The organism is Psychrobacter sp. T6-1 (genome assembly GCF_052258445.1).
In genome coordinates this window covers 23,371-41,677 of record NZ_JBQQFC010000002.1, presented here as the reverse complement: position 1 = coordinate 41,677, position 18,307 = coordinate 23,371, and the positions used below count along the sequence as shown (strand labels likewise).

Here is an 18,307-nt window from a genome sequence, read left to right as displayed (position 1 = left end):
TCAAATACTCAAATACTCAAATACTCAAATACTCAAATACTCAAATACTCAAATACTCAAATACTCAAATACTCAAAATTATTTTGAGGATCTGTAATAACCTTGTCAAATAAAAATTGTCTGTTATCAAAGTTCCTCTAATATATTCTGTTTAAGTAAGAAAAATATTGATTACGTTTCAGGTGACAGTATTTTAGCCGAATCTTTTATAAACGAATCATTATCGTAACGATGACACAAATACTAGCTTGAGCTTGATTATTAAGGCAGACTTTCCTGCGTATAGCAGAGTTTGTTCTAACTATTCAAACCATTTGCTTCATCTTTAAATGTCTCTACAACCACAGAGAAAATATCGTCCCAAACCTCATCATTTGCCAAAAACGGATAATCTTTCAATAGCTTATTACTTTTAGCACCCTTATTCTGCAGCATGCTACGAATGATTCTATCGGCATAGCTGTTGGGCATCTCAATAATCTCTTTTATCGCCAGTCGTGCATGGTCATGTTGTCTTAGGTACTGTGACTCGTTATGCATCTCTTTTTCAATAACATGCGCAATCAGTCCTGATAAGTACTGAACATGAGGCGTCAGGTCCATAAAGCGCCATGCCGGTTGAATAAGGTGACTGTCTTCAAAATTTAAGTTTGAGCGAATACCATCAGGGTAAGTAATCGCTTGTTTATCAAAGCTGTAATGATCACGGATTTGCTCCATAAGTGGCACGGATACACGGTCTAAAATTTTATCATAGGCATGACGGTCTGAGGGATGCTCAGCGATGGCTTGCGATATAGGTAAGATAATCGGCTCATGAATGATCTGGTCGCGTCTGAGTACATCGTTAATTAGGAAGCGATGTACTCGGCCATTGCCATCCGCTAGCGGATGAATATACACAAAAGCAAAGGAAGCAACCGCACTACGTATCAGTGCCGATTGTCCCTCGGTCTTTTCCATAAATGCCTGTAACCCTTTGAGCTTTTCAGCAATGTCATCAGCAGGTGGCGCAATATAGTGCACAATCTCTTTAAAGCCATTGACCTGAGTATGCGACACAAAAACTGGAGATTGACGGACGCCATACTGCTGGATGACCGTTTTGCTACCAAGTATCTCTTGTTGCAACTCTGCTAGCGACTCAGGATCAAGCGGAATATCGCCCTTGCCGGTACGCCGTGCCATCACATCGGCGAAACGTTCAATACGTTTTAACTCTTTCCCTTCACCTTCTATAGTAAAACTGGCTTTACTCTCTCGTAATGTCATCCATACGGAGGCACGCATCAGTAAGTCTTGCCCAAATTCATCGTTCAGCTTGTCAACCATTGTGGCAATATCGAGTGCAGCGGCTTGCGTAAACAACTCTGTTTTCACCAATTGAGGACAGAAATGACGGGTTCCTGCAAGATTGTCATTGATACGCCAACGAGCATTCTTTATGACATGCGCAGGGCTTGAAGTAACCTGCTTCTTAGCATCTAGAGCATCCACATAGTTACCGCCTAAATTACTCGGTACTGCTAACTGCTGACCCATGAGCCACTCATACAAGAAAGCCATTCTACGGGCATAGCTGCCTGTCGGCTCAGCGTTTACCCATGCTTGTACGTCATCAGCACCTACCTGCTCAAATAGACGAACCAGTAACTCTAAATTCAGTACTTCATGACGCATGTGAAACTGTAAGTGCGCAATGATAGTGTCCAGTGGACGCGCGGTTTCCTGATAAGCGTTATGAATGACGTCACCGTCTTTATAGGTTTGTCTGCGCCCACCGATACTACTGCTGACATATAAAGGGGACACCAGCTCGATGCTGGCATAACGGATAAGCCATGCTGCGCCAATAGGGTCTGAAGTAGGGGTATTCATCATGAGGGGCTCAAGCGATTATAGATAAGCCATTTTGCAGAAAAGCGATTATGAATGCAATATAATGATTATAATGAAGCCTCATTGCATTAAATCGATTTTTATATGACGCTGTGATGTCTTTAGATAAAGATCGAAGGGCGTTTTAAGTGGGCATAATTGAACGAAATTGAATGATGAAAATACACCGTTCTTAACACAGCTACGTAGTAATAGAGTACCTATTTCTGCAAATAAAGCCTTCTTGCCTCGCGTGTAAAGCCTTATATATCAGCTGTTTATGAACAAAAATAAAATAAAATACCTCAGCTATGAGCCTGGCTTTAACACCCGGTAAACAGTAGCTACGCCAACACCAACTGCCTTAGCGATTTCCTCTTTTGTCATATTGCCTTGACTGTCTAATTCTCTAATACGATTGTGTTTCGTTGTATTAGGCTTCTTACCGGAGGGCTTATAGCCACTGTTAGCCAATCCCTGCTTGATACGCTCTCTACGCTTGTCGTTATCAAGCTTTGCCATCGTTGCTAATAAGTCGATCAGCATATGGTTAATCACTGTTAGGATCTCACCTGTCATGCCATTATTAACTGTATGCGTCGTTGGTAGATCAGCCACCACCAATCGCAAGCCTTTGTCTTTGATACGCTGCTTTAGAATTGCAAAATCATCTTGAGATAATCGGCTTAATCTATCCACGCTTTCAACCAGTAGAATATCGCCTTGCTCAGCGTCCTTTAGCAGCTTGGCTAATAATGGTCTATCGAGCTTTGTACCACTGAAATGCTCGACGTACTCAACATGGTTATCATCATAACTTGTACTGAAAGCCACCAAATCAGCCAATGCTCTGGTAGCGTCTTGATCCTTAGTGCTGGCTCTCACATAAATACGAACAGTCATAACCCACCTCTATTATTTAGACTTAATAATTAGTGCTCATTGATAATAACAAGATATTACTATCATTTAATAATATAAAAAAGTCTAATGATAGATAGATTATCATTTAAAGGTTTTATGTTTTGGGTATAGGCTAATGATAGGGCAAAAGCGCGGCGACCAGTCCCATAATTCAAAAGCCTGTTATAGATGGTTCCATATTAACAGTCTATTTTGAGTAGTCTGTTAATATGTTTGAAGGGTAAAATAACTGGTTTCCTTGGGGTATACCCTAGCGAACCAGTCAAATGCTTCTACTGGTTCGGTACCCTAGTGAGGACTTGAATCTTAGGGTGTAGGCTAGTGATAACAATAGCCTACATTATTTATAGCAGGTCAGTGTACATGGCAGTAAAACGCCCCGACTATATCGAAGGTTGATTTACTTGAGTCAGGCATCGCTGCCTGACAGGGTTAAAAGATCATAATAACGTTTTTCAAACTCACTCTTCTTAGGTGATGTGGTTAATAATGGGGTTTTGATCCTACATACCTGAAAAATTTCAATAGTAGCACTAAAACACAAACTCCTATTCAATCCCCTTAACGTCTTCTTAACAGGCTACTTGCTATCGTAAGGAATCATATTCCTTACGATCCTGTTGAGAATCCCGTTTATGTTACCCTCTCAAGCACTTAGCACTATTAGTAATCAAGCTAATACGAAAAAAAGCTTTGCAAGCAAAATTTTTGATCGCAAGATTAATCTTAGCTTTCTGATTATCATTGTCGTGCTTTATTTAATAGCTACTGCCAATATTGGCTTTTTTACGCAAGTGTTAAGTGTTTATCCACTTAGCACAAACATTGGCTTTATAGTGTCTCTCTCAGGCTTATTATTTAGCTTGATGTGGCTAATCGTTCAGTTGCTATGCTATCGACCCATTGCCAAACCAGTGCTGATTGCTTTAGTGCTGATAGCAGCTGTGTGCGGGTATTTTACCGATGCTTACGGCACCATATTTGATACTAATATGCTAATTAATAGCTTACAGACTGATCAAGCAGAAGCGATGGAACTGATGTCGCTAAGCTTTTTTATTCGGCTGCTAATATTAGGTGTTGTACCTGCTGTTATTATTAGCAAATTAAAAATAAAACCTACTTCCTTACGACGCTCGATACTACAAAAGACAGCTACTTTGATAGCGGCTATTGCCTTAGTAGGCGTTTGCTTATTGCCCTTTGGTGATCAATACGCCACCTTTTTTCGTCAGCATAAAATGGTGCGTAGTTATACCAATCCTATTACTCCTATTTATTCAGTCATCAAACTCGGTACTGATTATATTGATGAGCTACGCCGTCCTGATACGATGATACTGCACGCAACTGATGCCAAACGTAACGCTGCTAATGGTAGTACAGCAAAACCAAAACTCATGGTATTTGTCGTTGGTGAAACAGTGCGCGCTGACCATATTAGCTTAAATGGTTATAAGCGCGATACGATGCCACTACTTGCCAAGCAATCTAATATTTATAGCTTCAAAAATGCCACCTCTTGCGGTACTTCTACAGCTTACTCAGTGCCTTGTATGTTCAGTTATGCTAATCGTTCAGACTATAATCCGGATGAAGCAGACTATAATGAAAACGTGCTAGATACGCTCAATAAACAAGGCGTAAACGTTATTTGGCGCGATAATAATTCAAGCTCTAAAGGCGTGGCGGATCGAGTGACTTTTGAAGACTACAAAACGAGCGATATCAATCCAAATTGCGATGATGAATGTCGCGATATCGGTATGCTTGATGGTTTTGATAAGCTTGTAAAAACAGGCGCTTCTGCTAAAGATACACTGATTTTATTACATCAAATGGGCAATCATGGTCCCGCTTACTACAAGCGTTATCCTAAGGCTTTTGAAGAATATAAACCCGTCTGTATGACCAATGAGCTATCCAAGTGCGATGACCAATCAGTTATTAACGGCTATGACAATGCGATTCGTTATACCGATTACTTCTTGAATAACGTGATTGATACGCTAAAAACTTACGAGCCCGATTATGATGTGGTAATGGTATATATTAGCGATCATGGTGAGAGTTTAGGTGAGAATAATATCTACTTGCACGGCCTGCCTTACTCTATAGCACCCGCTGCGCAAAAGCAGGTGCCTGTCATTATTTGGTCGCCTACTAATAATAGTATTGATAAAAACAGCCTTATGCTTGATAAGCCAGTATCACACGATTTTATTACCCCAACTTTACTTCAATTTTTCGGTATTACCACCGACGAGATGCTATCAAAACCTACTTTTTTCCAGTATACCCATTAAATTATTTTTTATCCGCCTCACGCTTTTTATAGAGTAGTAGCCATTATGTATAAAATACTTATTATTGAAGACAATCCCGATATCGTCGCCAACATTTACGCTTTTTTTGAGACTAAAGGCTTTGAGTTAGACAATGCTCATAATGGCATTAGTGGCTTAACGCTAGCTTCAAATAATCGTTATGACGTTATCTTACTAGATGTGATGTTGCCTGGCATGGATGGCACCAAATTGTGCAAGGCGCTTCGAGAGGAATTGCATAATAAAACACCTGTGCTCATGCTGACGGCACGTGATACGATTCTGGATAAAGTCACAGGTTTTGATAGTGGCGCTGATGATTATTTGGTCAAGCCTTTTTCGCTCGTCGAATTAGAATCCCGTATTAAAGCTTTGATTCGTCGGCATCAAGACGATCATTTTCAACATAATATTACCGTTGGCAAACTGTCTTTAAATACCGATGAGCACACGGTTACTCGTGAGGGTAAATCACTCAAGCTCACGCCAACAGGGTTTAAAATACTGAATACCCTGATGAGCGCCGCACCTCGAGTCGTCAATAAGAATGAGCTTGAGGAAAAATTATGGGGTGAAGATATACCTCACAGCGATGCTTTACGTACGCATATGCATAGTGTGCGCGCTCAAGTTGATAAACCGTTTATTGAGCCGATGATCATGACCATAGCGGGCGTTGGCTATCAGATTATCAACCCTGATAAAGTCTAAAATTTCACAATACGATTTACAGATTAGAGTCTATTATAAGCAGTCATATCTATATTTTTTCTTACGCTATCTATTGCCTTACACTAAATAAGCGTCTGCCATGTTCACTATAGACTCAATCGCCAATAAGTTTCGAATCTCCTATTTTGTATTCGCTTTATTGCTTTGCACGGCTTTCGTCAGCATTTTTATGTATGCTGAGATGCGAATTGAACAGGACTTAGTGAAAGGGCGACTTTTACAGCAGCTACAAATCAGTCAAGAAAAATATGGTGAACAGGCTGTTTATACAGCAAATCCGGGTATTAAAATTTATCGTTATGATAGTGCGCCTGAGAATTTAAAAACAATAGCCAACGGAACCGTTCAAGAAATGCGAGTAACCGTAAATAATAAAGCGGGTAAAACTGAAACTAATCTGCATTTTTTTGCTTATCCACAAAATGAGCAAAACTATATTTTGACCTACTTAGAAGGGTCTGAAATGGCGATGGAGAATTATCCTGTTTTAGCAATCTTTGAGAATCTAGAAGATATATTTGCTGATGCACTAAAAATTGCGGTCCTTTTGAGCTTACTAATCGCTGCGCTATTCTCTTATTTATCCTCTAAGCAAATCATCAAGCCTTTATTAGATCTAAAAAAAGCGGTAGAGACCGATAATCAAAATTTAACCGAATTAACCCACCTACCCTCAGAAGTTGGGGTGTTAGCACAAGCGATTGATGAGAAAAATAATAACCTTGAGCAGTATCTAAAGCGTGAGCAATTATTCACAGGCGATGTCAGCCATGAATTGCGTACCCCTTTAACCATAATAATGGGCGCATCCGAGGTATTAGCCTCCCAATTAGCGCACGACAGCTATTTAAGCGAATTTACTAACCGTATCAACACGACTGCAAAGGAGACCACTGAGATTATCAGCGCCTTATTACTACTCTCTCGTGCCCCTGAAAAACTGGATGCCCCGCAAACCTCTATTAATAGTATTGCTATAAATGAGGCGCAGCGCTTAAACTATCTACTCAAATATAAGTCAGTCACTTGTACAATAATCGCTGAACAAGTGTATTTTACAAACGTGCGTCCTGAACTGCTAAAAATGGCGCTAGGTAACCTCATTAAAAATGCCTTTCAATACACAGATGATGGCGAAGTCATCATAACTATCGATAGTGACAAAATAGTCGTTACTGATACGGGTCTTGGTATTCCTGAGAGTATGATGCCGCTGCTGTATGAGCGCTTTGAGCGTTTAGAGCATAGCAATACGGATGGCAATTCGAGCACAGATAAGGCATTTAGTAATAAGGTTGAAGGGTCGGGCTTAGGACTTAGTATCGTGCAGCGTATTATGACGCATATGGATTGGGAATTAACCCATCAAGCCAATAAAACTGGGGGCAGCAGCTTTAGTATTTATTATCGTTAAGGCTATCGAACGATAAGCCCAATTATATAGCTTTAGTCAAAGCAGTAGCCGACACCTCAATAGCACAGGTGTTAGTTACTGCTTTTTGGTTTGTCCAGTATTTAGGTATTAAGCTTAGTAAAGACGCTATATCAAAAGTCTAAAACCCGCAATTGCCCTACTTAAGCAACGGTATAAATTTAATTTCAGGGTTTTATCTTAACGCTTTCTTAACGATACCAATCTTATAATGATACCTAAGTGCTAACCAGTGCCCTCCTACACTGGGATCATTACAACAAGAATTATATCGGTGATTGCACTTTTTATTTTATTCCCAAAGCTTGCCATACCCTCTAACTTTAATGACTATTAAGCAATCAACATGAGTACTCGCAAACCTACTATTCTCGATAATGAAGCCGCAGATTTTGATTATAAACTTAAAGAAACAACTGGCTCTCTACTGGTAGCTGATAGCTTTGCGAGTGAAGTTAAAGGTAAAAAGGGGCTGTCTCGTATTTTAAAAGCGACGGGCTACTCGATAGATGGTTTTAAAGCGGCTTATAAATATGAAGCGGCCTTTAGGCAAGTTATTTGGCTTAACTTTTTACTACTTATCGTTTTAATATTTATGCCTTTTGCTATCTATATAAAAATGCTGCTGTTAATAGTTTCGTTTCTATCGCTTATCGTCGAGCTATTCAATACAGGTATCGAAGCCTGCGTTGACCATACTTCTACAGAACAACATCCGCTCGCTAAAATAGCTAAAGATGTCGGTTCTGCTGCCCAGTTTTTGGCGTTATTGCTATTGTTTGTTTTATGGCTGATGGCATTATTTAACGTCTTATAGCGAATAGCACTTGAGGTTTTGCAAATTAATATATTGAAAGGTATTTCAATGGCATTGGAAAATAACTCATCTGATTGGATGTGGCTTAAGCTGCTTTGCTTAACGATCATTACAGCGTTAATCTTTGAACATAGCCAGTTTGATATTCACATCAGCGAGCTTTTTTATACTAATGGGCAATGGCTTATACAAAAGGGCGCACAGCCTTATGCTTTCATCTTTTATGATGCTCCTAAAGCATTATTGATTTTGCTAGCCCTCTACTTAATCACTGTGTTAATTATTAAATACAGACAGCCTTCGAATAATGTTTCTATCATCAAGAATAGAAGTATCAATCAATTTATGGTTCCCTTTTCAGTACGTGAAATAAGCTACCTACTGATTATTCTTATCGTCGTACCTTCTACTGTTGCCCTATTAAAGAGTGTCACTCATGTCAGTTGCCCCAATCATTTAACGCTGTTTGGTGGGGACTTACCTTATCTGAATATTTGGCAAAACATAACCGCTAAAACCGATTCCAAATGCTTCCCAGCCGCCCATGCCAGTGCAGGGTTCTCTTTATATGGCCTGGCTTTTTTACCTAGTCTACACAAATATCGCTATAGGATATTTACAGTAGTGACTGTTTTAGGCTGGACGATGGGGCTGTATAAAATGAGTTTTGGCGATCACTTTTTTAGCCATACGCTGGTATCAATGCTGCTGTCACTGACAACAACTTGTACATTTGCCAGCTTCTTATTCAAAAAAGCAACCATTTATGAAGGCAGAAACATTGAGTCTAATACTTTGATAAGTTGATAACTACATTTATTATTAACACCTATAATCACACGTCATAATACTTAAGCTATGCATAAAATATTAGATGGTTCTATTTAGGGTATACCCTTATTTACTGACCAGTTTTATGAGGCCCCTATAATGCTGCCACCCCAAACAACCGACCAATCAATGATGTTGCGACCATAGCGAGCACACCCCATATCACAACTCTAGACGTAGCAGGAATAACAGGGGCACCGCCCAAGCGCGCTGATATTATGCCAAGTAGCGCTAAGCCTACTATCGTTAAAGTCGCGAGTGACCAAACCAGTGTTTGTGCTGGCAAAAGTAAAATACCAATAATCGGTAATATGGCGCCCGCAATGAATGACAATCCAGAAGCAACTGACGCATGAATCGGCTTAGCTTGACTCAGATCTGTCAAACCAATCTCATCTCGGGCATGCGCCTCTAGTGCATCATGCTCAGTCAAAGCTATGGCAACTTGATGCGCTAAGACATGATCCAGTCCACGTTTCTCATAAATTTTGGTGAGCTCAAATAGCTCGCGCTCAGCATTATGAGTCAGTTCATGCAACTCTTTATCCAGATCCGCTTTTTCGGTATCAGCTTGAGACGATACTGAAATATACTCACCAGCTGCCATCGATAGAGCACCTGCGGTTAACGCGGCCATCCCTGTCAATAGCAGTGTTTGACTATTTGCACTTGCTGCAGCGACACCGACTAATAGACTCGCGGTTGAAATCAGTCCATCATTGGCACCAAGTACTGCTGCCCTAAGCCAATGATTGCGATTGCTTAGATGAGCTTCGTCGTGAATAGAATGATGCATAGCATAGATACCCTCAAACGATTTAGACATAAATTAGAATATGTCAGTGTAGCCTATAATGACACACCAATTTCCACATAGTTACCTTGCTTGCTTTAAAGCGATTATTCGATAGGTTATTAGTAAAAAGACTATTGTTTGACTGCCGGCATAAAATAATAACAAAGGCAGCGCGCGACTGTCTGAGCCCACCATAAACACATGAATACTGATGAACATATACGCCATAAAGGTCAAAAAGTGTAGCCAGCGCCATGCTGATTGACCAATATACTGCTTAATATAAAAACTAAACGCACAGATAAATAAGAACCAAAACCCCAACTGCCCCAAGGCCACGCCCACACGCTCAGTCTGAAAACCAAAAGGCATTAGCACCTGCCATAAGTTCAGATTTAAGAAATTATCTGCTAATAAGATACCAGCATGAAACGCGGCAAAGCCTACGGCAATCAGGCTTAGATACTGATGTAAGACAAATACCCGCGCTGCATTAAAGCGCTTGCCTAAACGAGTGCTTAACAACAAGCCAAAAATGACTGCCAACCAAAATAACGTATAAGCGATAACACCGCTTGCCCGTGATAAATACCAAAAGTGTTTATCTGTGCTGGTCAGTAGCTGAGATACCGTCTCTCCCCAAGTTAACGACGCATAACCACCAACTCCGATAGCAATGCTTAACGTTAAGCCAACCCATAGAGCCTGAGTGAGAACATTAGTATTGGAAGCAGTATGACTGCTGGTAGGATGGTCTGTATGCATGACTATGCTCCTATGAATGGCTTTACTTAATGTATTGATATCTAGCGCATGTCGCGTGATAAATTAACTAGCAAGCAGGTTTGGACGCATGGCAGAAGTCACCATCACTTTGTTATCCCTATCTATTAACAACGCCGCAATATGGTGTTTGTTGAGCCACGCCACGGCTGCTTTAACACCAAGAAGCACGCAGTATTTGGCGTATACCTCCGCCGTCATCGCATCTTTCGCCAGTACCGTTGCAGTTAGGACGTCACTTGTTACTGGACGCAAGTCATGCGGATGGATCAAATGATGTTGCCAGCGGCCGTCGTGCAACCAGCGACGATAATCTTGCCCAGATGTGGCGACAGCCCCAGAGCTGAGCTTGAGGATCGCCACATCTTCATCATTGTGAACGTGCTCACTATTGGCAAAATACGGCTTGGCAACAGCCACTCCCCAAGACACCGGTTTATCTGTTGGGTTTTTTGGAACACCAATCGCGATATCCCCACCCATATCGACTAAGCAGGGAATATGCCAGTCATGAACTCGGCTAATATTTTCCGCCAACTGCATGGCGCACCACCCTTTGACATATCCATTCAAATCCAGTGCCATGCCAGCTGGCAGATATACTTGATGTTGTCTGTCAGCTAACTGGCGAAGCTGAATACCTTCTATCTGCTGATTGGCATGGTTAGCACTTGTCGTGTCTTGCACGTTTGTAGGGGTGCTTACGCTAGTAACAGGTAATGATGGCACAGACATTTTGGGCAAGGTCTCAAATGAATGCTTATAGCCTGCGTCCCATAGAGGGTGCAATAACGTTGGTGTTACTAAGCCTTGAGTCTTTGAGACAAAGTGAATGGCACGCTGCAACACCTCAAATAATTCTGAACTCACCTCAGACCATTGGTCGCCACGGTTATTCAGTCTCATAAGCTCACTGCTGTCATCAAAACGACTGAAGATATGTTCCCAGTCAGCTAAGCGCTGCTGAATATCGTTTGTCAAAAAAGCGACTTGTTGGTCTATTCTCATTTGTGAAGGTTGCGCGCTCAGTCTTGTGGTATTTAAGCTAATTTGAATGTGACAACCCATGGCAAACAGTTTAATCGTTGCCAGTTGCGGTGTTGTTTGATTGGACATATTTGTGTGCATTCAAAGCCCTCCCTTGACTAAACATTCAAACTAAATAATCTGTGGTTTTTCTTATTTATTGAGAAGATCGCGTACGAGCGACAACCCTTATTACCTCAACAGGTGCGACTGCATTGACCTGTCGCAATTGATTGATATCAGCGATGGGCGTTGGCGTGACTGCCCTTTCATCAGACTCAGCAACAGCAGTGCTTATAATGGCAGTGCTCACAGGGGCAGTTTTTTGTTCTTGATTGAGTAGTACCAGCCATCCTGCCATAGTACCTGCAATCGAGACCATCATAATGCTGCTTTTAAGAGCGGCAAAAGGATCTGCTTTTTTAGCCGTTTTTTTGACGGCTGGTGTCGAATGTGATTTGGTATTAGTCATCGTATTCCTCCTCATCATGTTGCTGATAGCTCATGGCGATTAGGCGATCATTCTCTTTATAGTATTTTTTATCGTGTGCTTTGCGATGTTTATCCTCTTTACGTTTATCATCATCGTGGTGCTTATCTTCATAATCGTCATCGTCAAATCTCTCAGCACGATAGTCATTGGTCGCAACCGGATTCAGTACAGTGCCGACACTGGCATCAATATAAGTAGCGCCGCTGTCTAATAGCACCTCATAAGCGACGGTGCCGTTATAATTGACGAGCTCGGGTGAAGCCTGCAATACTGAATTGGGCGCGTCTTGCTGCGCAAGCGCAGTTGCTTGCGTGGCTGTGAGTGCCGCCAGAGGTGATGGATTGGCAAATGGGGATTGCGTGAGAGGGTTTGCCACGGCTTTAAAGGACGATAAATCAGAGGATATAGAGGTAATGTCAGTATTTTGACTCATGGCATTCGCAGCTGATAGTGCGTCATCAGCGCTGGGCGACTGGACAGATAAGGCGATAACGCCACCAAAAAACACTAATGAGGTTGCACCAACAGTCAATAATAAGGGTTTTAATAGAGGTAGGCTCATAAGATTGTACTCCGTCTATATTATTAGGGAATACAACTAGCATACGGGGTAAATATTAACTCAACCTTAAGCCCACGCCGATTAATTTTTATCGTTTTATCAGATGCTTGATATCGCTTTTTTATGTCTTATCGTGACGATAAAGCCAGTTTCTGGTTGAGAGCGGTTAGCAAACTCTAACGTCAGACCGTGCAGCTCTGCTATTCGATTGGCAATGGATAGCCCAAGACCGCTACCTAATTGGCTTTGACCTGCTGGGCGATAAAAGCGCTCGCTTAAGCGCGTCAGTTGTTCTGGCTCGACGCCACTGCCATTATCGACCACTCTAATAGCATTGGTGTCGAGCTGAAGTTCAATCAAAGCGCCCTCGGGACAATAGCGAATGGCATTGTCCAACAGGTTACGGATGAGCAGTTTGAATAAAATTGGATTGATAAGGATGGGTAGAATATCAGCAGGATTGTCACAGTTCACAGTGCGTTTTAATTGCATGTGCTTTTCACGAGCCAGCCGATTGACATCACTGAGTACAATATCCGTTAGCATCAACCAATCCGGACTTTCTAATTGCTCAGGAGGTAATTGTTGTTGCGGTTCTATTTTGGCTAAAATCAGCAGTTGATCGACCAAATGAGTGGCCCGCTCAATGCCATTGCTAATGTTTTGGGCATGATAGAACAGCTGATTATCGTCTTCTACGCCAGATAACTGCAATATCTGCTGCTGTAACAAATCAGCTTGTAGCTTTAACGCCGCAAGCGGGCTTCTAAGCTCATGTGAGGCATCGGCGGTAAAGCGCTGCTCACGTGCTAGGGTATCCGCGACTTTTACAAACAAGACATTTAAGGCGCTCACTAACGGTTGGATCTCTTTGGGCACGTCCGCTGTGATGGGGCTATCATCTTGCGGTTGACGCTGTTCAAGCGCACTACTAATCTGAGTTAACGGCATAAACCCCCGCCGGATCAGCCACACCACCAAACCCATAAATGCAAATAGCCCAATCAACATCGGCAGCACTTGCACGGACATGGCATCAGTAATCATCTCTCGGCGAGATTTGAGGTTCTGTCCGACGGCAATGACCCGACCTTCATAGTCATGATCATCATGGACGTAAAATAAACGCCAGCGCTTACTAAAAGGGTTGAGGCGCTGATAGGCAGAATCATGCTCTTCTAAAAACCCATGCTGGTCTGGCAAAAAAGCAAATGATTGACCATTTTCATCAGCCATTAATAGACGGCCTTTTTTATCCCAAATGGCAAAGCCCATATAGTCATCCTCAGCCTCACCAAGATCACCTGATAGCTGCTTACTTTTTAACGCATAGATTTTGGGCGTGTGCTTTTTGTTATCATCCCTTTGCCTATGATGGTCTTTATCGTCCTCTTCTTTGGGGGCGACCCCTATTAAATAACGGGCAACTTGAGTGATTTGGGTGTCATTCATCTCATTGATTTCGTGCCAAAGCTTCCACGCAATAAAGCTTGAGGTAAGCACCCACAGCAAAGGTAAACCAATCAGTAGCGATGTTAATAGCCGTTGCTGAATACTTTTCATAGGCTCACCAAGTAGCAGACAAAGTGGAGGCACCAAAAACAGACCGTTGAATGCCTAACGGTGGTTAATGGTGGTTATGGACTGGATTGAGATAGTAGCCAATACCGCGTTTGGTCAAGATAAAATCATTGCCCAGTTTTTTACGTAAATGATGAATGTGTACTTCAATGGCATTGCTTTCGATATCTTGTTGCCACCCATATAGCTTGTCTTCTAAGCTTGCGCGGCTGTGGATTTGCTTAGGGTGGGTCAGCATTTGCTCTAAGATTGCCACTTCTTTGATGGTTAATTCTACCATTTTGCCTTGATAAGAGACTTGCTGATTCTGAGGCTGATAGGCCACTTCGCCATAACGGACTTCAGGTTGACACCGACCTTGGCTGCGTCTCATCAATGCTTGTAGACGGGCAATCACCTCATCTAATGCAAATGGCTTCACCAAATAATCATCAGCGCCGGCATTGAGTCCTGCCACACGATTGGCAATCGCATCGCGAGCGGTGATAATCAATACTGGCGTATCTATGTGTTTTTCCCGCCAGTTTTTTAGGACGGTCATGCCATCACCTTTTGGCAAGGTCAAATCCAGCAGTACCGCATCAAACATGCCATCTTGCAGCGCCATCTCACCTTGCTTGGCATCACCAAACCAATCCACCATCATGCCATGACTTTTTAAGCCAAGGACAATTCCATCAGCGATGGTGCTGTCGTCTTCTATCAATAATATGCGTGCCATAAGTGCTCCATCGCTTGACTTATTTCATAGTAGTCGGCTTGTCTGTCACCGTTTTTTTGCCCGTTATCATTGATTTAATGAGGTTTTGGCGTTGCCAGTAACTCATGGCAATCGCTGCGATGATATGTAGAGGAACCAGTAGATATAAGCTGTTTGCTAATAACTCATGAATCTCTTCAAGCACCTCTTTATCACCAAACAGCCCTGCTTCCATCAGATAACCGGTTAGTCCTAACCCTATAGTCACAGCCCATAACGATAACATCATCAGTGCGGCCAAGGGGTTATGACCAAGATTCTGCTCATCAACGCGTCGAACGCTTAAATCTGATACATGCCGTTTGAGTCGTTTTGGTGTGGGGAAAAAGCCAGTAAAGCGTGCATAGCGCGTGCCAACCAGACCCCAAAGTAAACGTATGACCACCAGTCCCAAAACGGTATAGCCGACATACTCATGCCACTCACCACCATCTTCGGTAAAAAACAGATTAGCAATAATACCAGCTGCGACTGTCCAATGAGTCACTCTTACTAATAGGTCCCAAACTTTTACTTGCCTCGCTTTAGGCATGTTCGGTACATGTGCAGAAGAGTCGTCCCAATTAATGATGTCTTTTTGGCTCATGGTTGTCACTCCTTAATCATTTGTTTGTTTATTGACAACACCCGCTGCTAAACACTGAAAATCAGCAAGATATCGTAAGCAGACGAGATATCACATCATCTGCCTTATCGCTATTACAACAAACAAATCTTAAGGTGAGCTTAGGACGTTAAAACAGGTAAATCATTGTGCAGCGAACCGGTAGCCTACGTCGTGCCATATACACCACTTAAGAATTATTTAAGAATCAGGCTGTATTATTAGCCATACTTCTCAATAAATACCTACTTGTTAAATCAAGCTTTCTTAACGGCAATAAAATAATTTTTCGGGAGATTCTTATGGCTTTAAAGTCATGGCAAGTGATCGGTAGTGTCGTACTGATCACTTCAATCACTGTACTCATGCAAATTTCCTCTGAAACGTGGATCACATCAGCAACAGTCAGTTTGATAATGGGTGCTTCGGCTTTAGCGTGCATGGCAAGCTCATGCATACTCGCTAGCCGTTGGCACGGTATTGAAAGGCTCTTTGGCGGTCTGGACAGGGTTTATGAAGCGCATAAGTGGATTGCTATATGGGCACTTATTTTCGCTGTCTATCATTTTGTCTTCAAAGCCAAGCTAGACGCTTGGGATCTTGCGCCCATTTTGGAGTTGTCCAAATATTGGACGCGTTTGATGCGTCAACTCAGCCTTGTCGCGTTAGGTCTGATTATACTACTGGCGCTGAATCGCAAAATCCCGTATGGCAACTGGCGTTGGTTGCATAAGTTCTCAGGCCCACTTTTTTTAATCGTTATACTACATTGGCTGAGCTTTGAGTCTCCCATCACACTGACTAGTCCAGCAGGTATTTGGTTAGCACTACTTTGTTCTGTAGGCGTGATTGCAGCATTGTACAAGATGATATTGTACCCATTCATTGCCAAAGCCGGAGAGTATAAGTTAGTCGCTATATCCCAGGGCAAAGCGGCGGTACACTTGGAGTTTGAGCCAGTCCGTAAAGGGTTTCAATTTAAGGCTGGTCAATTTGCCTTTATCTCTCTTAAAGAACCAGGTTTGCACGAGCCGCATCCTTTTACCATAGCTAACGCACCTTCTGATACTGGACACATCCATTTTGTGATTCGAGCATTGGGTGATTATACAAAAAAGCTAAATGAACAAGCCAAAGTGGGTATGTTGGCTGATATTTATGCGCCTCATGGTAATTTTAAACGTATATCAAATGCAGAGCGTGAAATCTGGATTGGTGCCGGAGTAGGAATCTCTCCCTTTATTTCTTGGCAAGAGGATAAAACTATCGGTCATTTTGAACGTGCCACTCTGATATATTGCTTCGATCCTGCGCGTGTTTTTCCAAGTGTTGAGCGTATGCAGGAGATGACAGAACAGTCTGGAGTAGATTTCGTAGCCAACCCAAGTGGCAGTAATGCCATGGCTGAAACCATTCGGCAAGTCGCCAGTGAAGTTAATCCAAAGCAGATTCAGATTAGTTTTTGCGGTCCAAAAGGGCTTTTAGGAAAAGTACAAGAGTTAATGAAAGAAAATGGTATTCCTGCCAAAAATATTCATTATGAGTTTTTTGATTTTCGCTAGAACACGTACAATTTGCCGTGCTTAACACAAACCCAATAAGACAAATGGCACGCTGGCTCAAGTCATAAAGTCATCGGTGCTAGTGCTAAGTAGGCGAACGACAATGGTATACAGATTAATTTAAGTCATCGAACGTTGATCAGGAGCCTGGTGGTTTAAAGGCCGTCTTATACTTAATGGTCTACAGTGACTTAACATGAAATGGATATACCGCCATTTCATGTTAAAAAGGACACTACTGTGTACACGGAGCTACTATAAATAACTAGGAGTGATGATAACAATAGCGTACAACCGAATATTCAAGTCCTCACTAGGGGACCGAACTTAATAATTCGCAAGCTCATCCTCTTGCTCATCACACACTCTCAACCCAATTTGTACGGCCTCACGCAGATCAGCACCTTCCTTGACACTATGAGGCACATTTGGCGTCAAACGACTTAGCTTTAAGCCATCTACCGCTGCTTTATTAAGCGGTATACCAACGTAAGATTCATCGGTGTAACCCTTAGGATGAAAAAACACCTCACGACCAAAGGAAGGATTTGAGGCACACGCAATCTCACCCTCAGGCACCGTAAACGGATAAGGTGTTGTGTAATCTTTACTCCATGTCTGCTCACTCACTACGATATAGCCTGAACCATACAGATCATCTTCTGTATTGCCTGAGGTGCACCCAATCATAACGATAGACGCTACTGCAATTAACCACCTGGACATATTGATTCGCATGGTACGCCGTCCTTATCACGATCTAGCTTGGTATTTCCACATTTGAGTGCTTGTTTTGCTTGTTCACAGCTAACCATCTGCCCACAAGTGCGCGGTAAGCCTTTGCATTGAGAGCCGCCAGCACCTTTAGCAAACAACGGATGTTCTACCTCGACATCACTATAAAATGGATTATCAGTGACTGTAACTGCTGCCTGAGAAGATAAGGCAAAGAGAGATAACGCCATACTTAGAATAAATTTTTTCATAGAACCTACTTTCTTTAAGACCTAAGACACTGCTTTCAAGCATTAATAATACCCTATATTTGTTCAATAAAGTGAGTGCTATATAACCAACCGTCTGATTTACACAGCAGTTTATTTATAATTTGCCTGATAGACGGGTTAATGCCATAGTTGTTCACTGAACGTTCTGGACAGTTGTACTGTACAGTCTCTAAAAACGTACTTGAACACTAG

19 protein-coding genes are annotated in these 18,307 nt (G+C 42.1%); 6 read left to right on the top strand and 13 right to left on the bottom strand.

Features of this window, described 5'->3' with window-relative positions; translation table 11 throughout:
• Positions 1-297 precede the first annotated feature (297 nt).
• Together ACTXGO_RS00445 and ACTXGO_RS00440 are read right to left on the bottom strand one after the other, a co-directional pair.
• Positions 298-1,881, bottom strand: coding sequence for a Fic family protein (locus tag ACTXGO_RS00445; RefSeq protein WP_082787299.1), 1,584 nt, complete (start codon positions 1,879-1,881; stop codon positions 298-300).
• A gap of 306 nt (positions 1,882-2,187) precedes the next feature.
• Complete coding sequence (locus tag ACTXGO_RS00440; RefSeq protein WP_011959997.1) at positions 2,188-2,781, bottom strand: recombinase family protein; 594 nt, start codon at positions 2,779-2,781, stop codon at positions 2,188-2,190.
• Between the two features lie 656 nt (positions 2,782-3,437).
• Here ACTXGO_RS00440 and ACTXGO_RS00435 point away from each other — a divergent pair.
• The 5 genes from ACTXGO_RS00435 to ACTXGO_RS00415 all read left to right on the top strand — a co-directional run bounded on the left by ACTXGO_RS00435 (position 3,438) and on the right by ACTXGO_RS00415 (position 8,917).
• Positions 3,438-5,108, top strand: coding sequence for a phosphoethanolamine transferase (locus tag ACTXGO_RS00435; protein ID WP_037058915.1), 1,671 nt, complete (start codon positions 3,438-3,440; stop codon positions 5,106-5,108).
• Positions 5,109-5,153: 45 nt separating this feature from the next.
• The gene (locus ACTXGO_RS00430) at positions 5,154-5,840 is read left to right on the top strand and encodes a response regulator transcription factor (protein WP_025645038.1); all 687 of its coding nucleotides are present in this window, start codon (positions 5,154-5,156) and stop codon (positions 5,838-5,840) included.
• 100 nt (positions 5,841-5,940) lie between these two features.
• Complete coding sequence (locus ACTXGO_RS00425; protein WP_299330569.1) at positions 5,941-7,275, top strand: sensor histidine kinase; 1,335 nt, start codon at positions 5,941-5,943, stop codon at positions 7,273-7,275.
• Positions 7,276-7,639: 364 nt separating this feature from the next.
• Entirely contained in the window at positions 7,640-8,110 is a 471-nt protein-coding gene (locus tag ACTXGO_RS00420; protein ID WP_025645042.1) for a diacylglycerol kinase, read from the top strand.
• A 48-nt stretch (positions 8,111-8,158) separates the two neighbouring features.
• Positions 8,159-8,917 carry a PAP2 family lipid A phosphatase gene (locus tag ACTXGO_RS00415; RefSeq protein WP_037058916.1) on the top strand — a complete coding sequence of 253 codons (759 nt, stop codon included), beginning with the start codon at positions 8,159-8,161 and terminating at the stop codon, positions 8,915-8,917.
• A gap of 118 nt (positions 8,918-9,035) precedes the next feature.
• Here the strand turns inward: ACTXGO_RS00415 and ACTXGO_RS00410 are convergent, their stop codons facing one another.
• The 9 genes from ACTXGO_RS00410 to ACTXGO_RS00370 form a co-directional block, all read right to left on the bottom strand.
• Positions 9,036-9,737 carry a VIT1/CCC1 transporter family protein gene (locus ACTXGO_RS00410; protein WP_011959977.1) on the bottom strand — a complete coding sequence of 234 codons (702 nt, stop codon included), beginning with the start codon at positions 9,735-9,737 and terminating at the stop codon, positions 9,036-9,038.
• Between the two features lie 81 nt (positions 9,738-9,818).
• Positions 9,819-10,502: a hypothetical protein gene (locus tag ACTXGO_RS00405; RefSeq protein ID WP_011959976.1), complete on the bottom strand. Its 684-nt coding sequence runs from the start codon at positions 10,500-10,502 to the stop codon at positions 9,819-9,821.
• A gap of 63 nt (positions 10,503-10,565) precedes the next feature.
• A complete protein-coding gene (locus tag ACTXGO_RS00400; RefSeq protein WP_011959975.1) occupies positions 10,566-11,648 on the bottom strand; it encodes an FAD:protein FMN transferase in 1,083 nt (360 codons plus the stop codon).
• A 55-nt stretch (positions 11,649-11,703) separates the two neighbouring features.
• Positions 11,704-12,018, bottom strand: coding sequence for a hypothetical protein (locus tag ACTXGO_RS00395; RefSeq protein ID WP_020444569.1), 315 nt, complete (start codon positions 12,016-12,018; stop codon positions 11,704-11,706).
• Positions 12,011-12,601 (bottom strand): PepSY domain-containing protein, encoded by a 591-nt coding sequence (locus tag ACTXGO_RS00390; protein ID WP_011959973.1) that lies wholly within the window; start codon positions 12,599-12,601, stop codon positions 12,011-12,013. The genes ACTXGO_RS00395 and ACTXGO_RS00390 overlap by 8 nt, the downstream gene beginning before the upstream one ends.
• Positions 12,602-12,700: 99 nt before the next feature.
• Entirely contained in the window at positions 12,701-14,164 is a 1,464-nt protein-coding gene (locus tag ACTXGO_RS00385; RefSeq protein ID WP_011959972.1) for an ATP-binding protein, read from the bottom strand.
• A gap of 64 nt (positions 14,165-14,228) precedes the next feature.
• A complete protein-coding gene (locus tag ACTXGO_RS00380; RefSeq protein ID WP_020444568.1) occupies positions 14,229-14,903 on the bottom strand; it encodes a response regulator in 675 nt (224 codons plus the stop codon).
• Between the two features lie 19 nt (positions 14,904-14,922).
• On the bottom strand, positions 14,923-15,528 hold the full coding sequence (locus ACTXGO_RS00375) for a cytochrome b/b6 domain-containing protein (protein ID WP_020444589.1): 606 nt from the start codon (positions 15,526-15,528) through the stop codon (positions 14,923-14,925).
• A 226-nt stretch (positions 15,529-15,754) separates the two neighbouring features.
• Positions 15,755-16,003 (bottom strand): hypothetical protein, encoded by a 249-nt coding sequence (locus ACTXGO_RS00370; protein ID WP_227501914.1) that lies wholly within the window; start codon positions 16,001-16,003, stop codon positions 15,755-15,757.
• Here ACTXGO_RS00370 and ACTXGO_RS00365 point away from each other — a divergent pair.
• Positions 15,987-17,108 carry a ferredoxin reductase family protein gene (locus ACTXGO_RS00365; RefSeq protein ID WP_264673177.1) on the top strand — a complete coding sequence of 374 codons (1,122 nt, stop codon included), beginning with the start codon at positions 15,987-15,989 and terminating at the stop codon, positions 17,106-17,108. The genes ACTXGO_RS00370 and ACTXGO_RS00365 overlap by 17 nt on opposite strands.
• Positions 17,109-17,435: 327 nt before the next feature.
• Here ACTXGO_RS00365 and ACTXGO_RS00360 read toward each other — a convergent pair whose 3' ends face one another.
• On the bottom strand, positions 17,436-17,846 hold the full coding sequence (locus ACTXGO_RS00360) for a hypothetical protein (RefSeq protein WP_443573116.1): 411 nt from the start codon (positions 17,844-17,846) through the stop codon (positions 17,436-17,438).
• The gene (locus tag ACTXGO_RS00355; protein WP_068408089.1) at positions 17,819-18,094 is read right to left on the bottom strand and encodes an excalibur calcium-binding domain-containing protein; all 276 of its coding nucleotides are present in this window, start codon (positions 18,092-18,094) and stop codon (positions 17,819-17,821) included. The genes ACTXGO_RS00360 and ACTXGO_RS00355 overlap by 28 nt, the downstream gene beginning before the upstream one ends.
• Positions 18,095-18,307 lie beyond the last annotated feature (213 nt).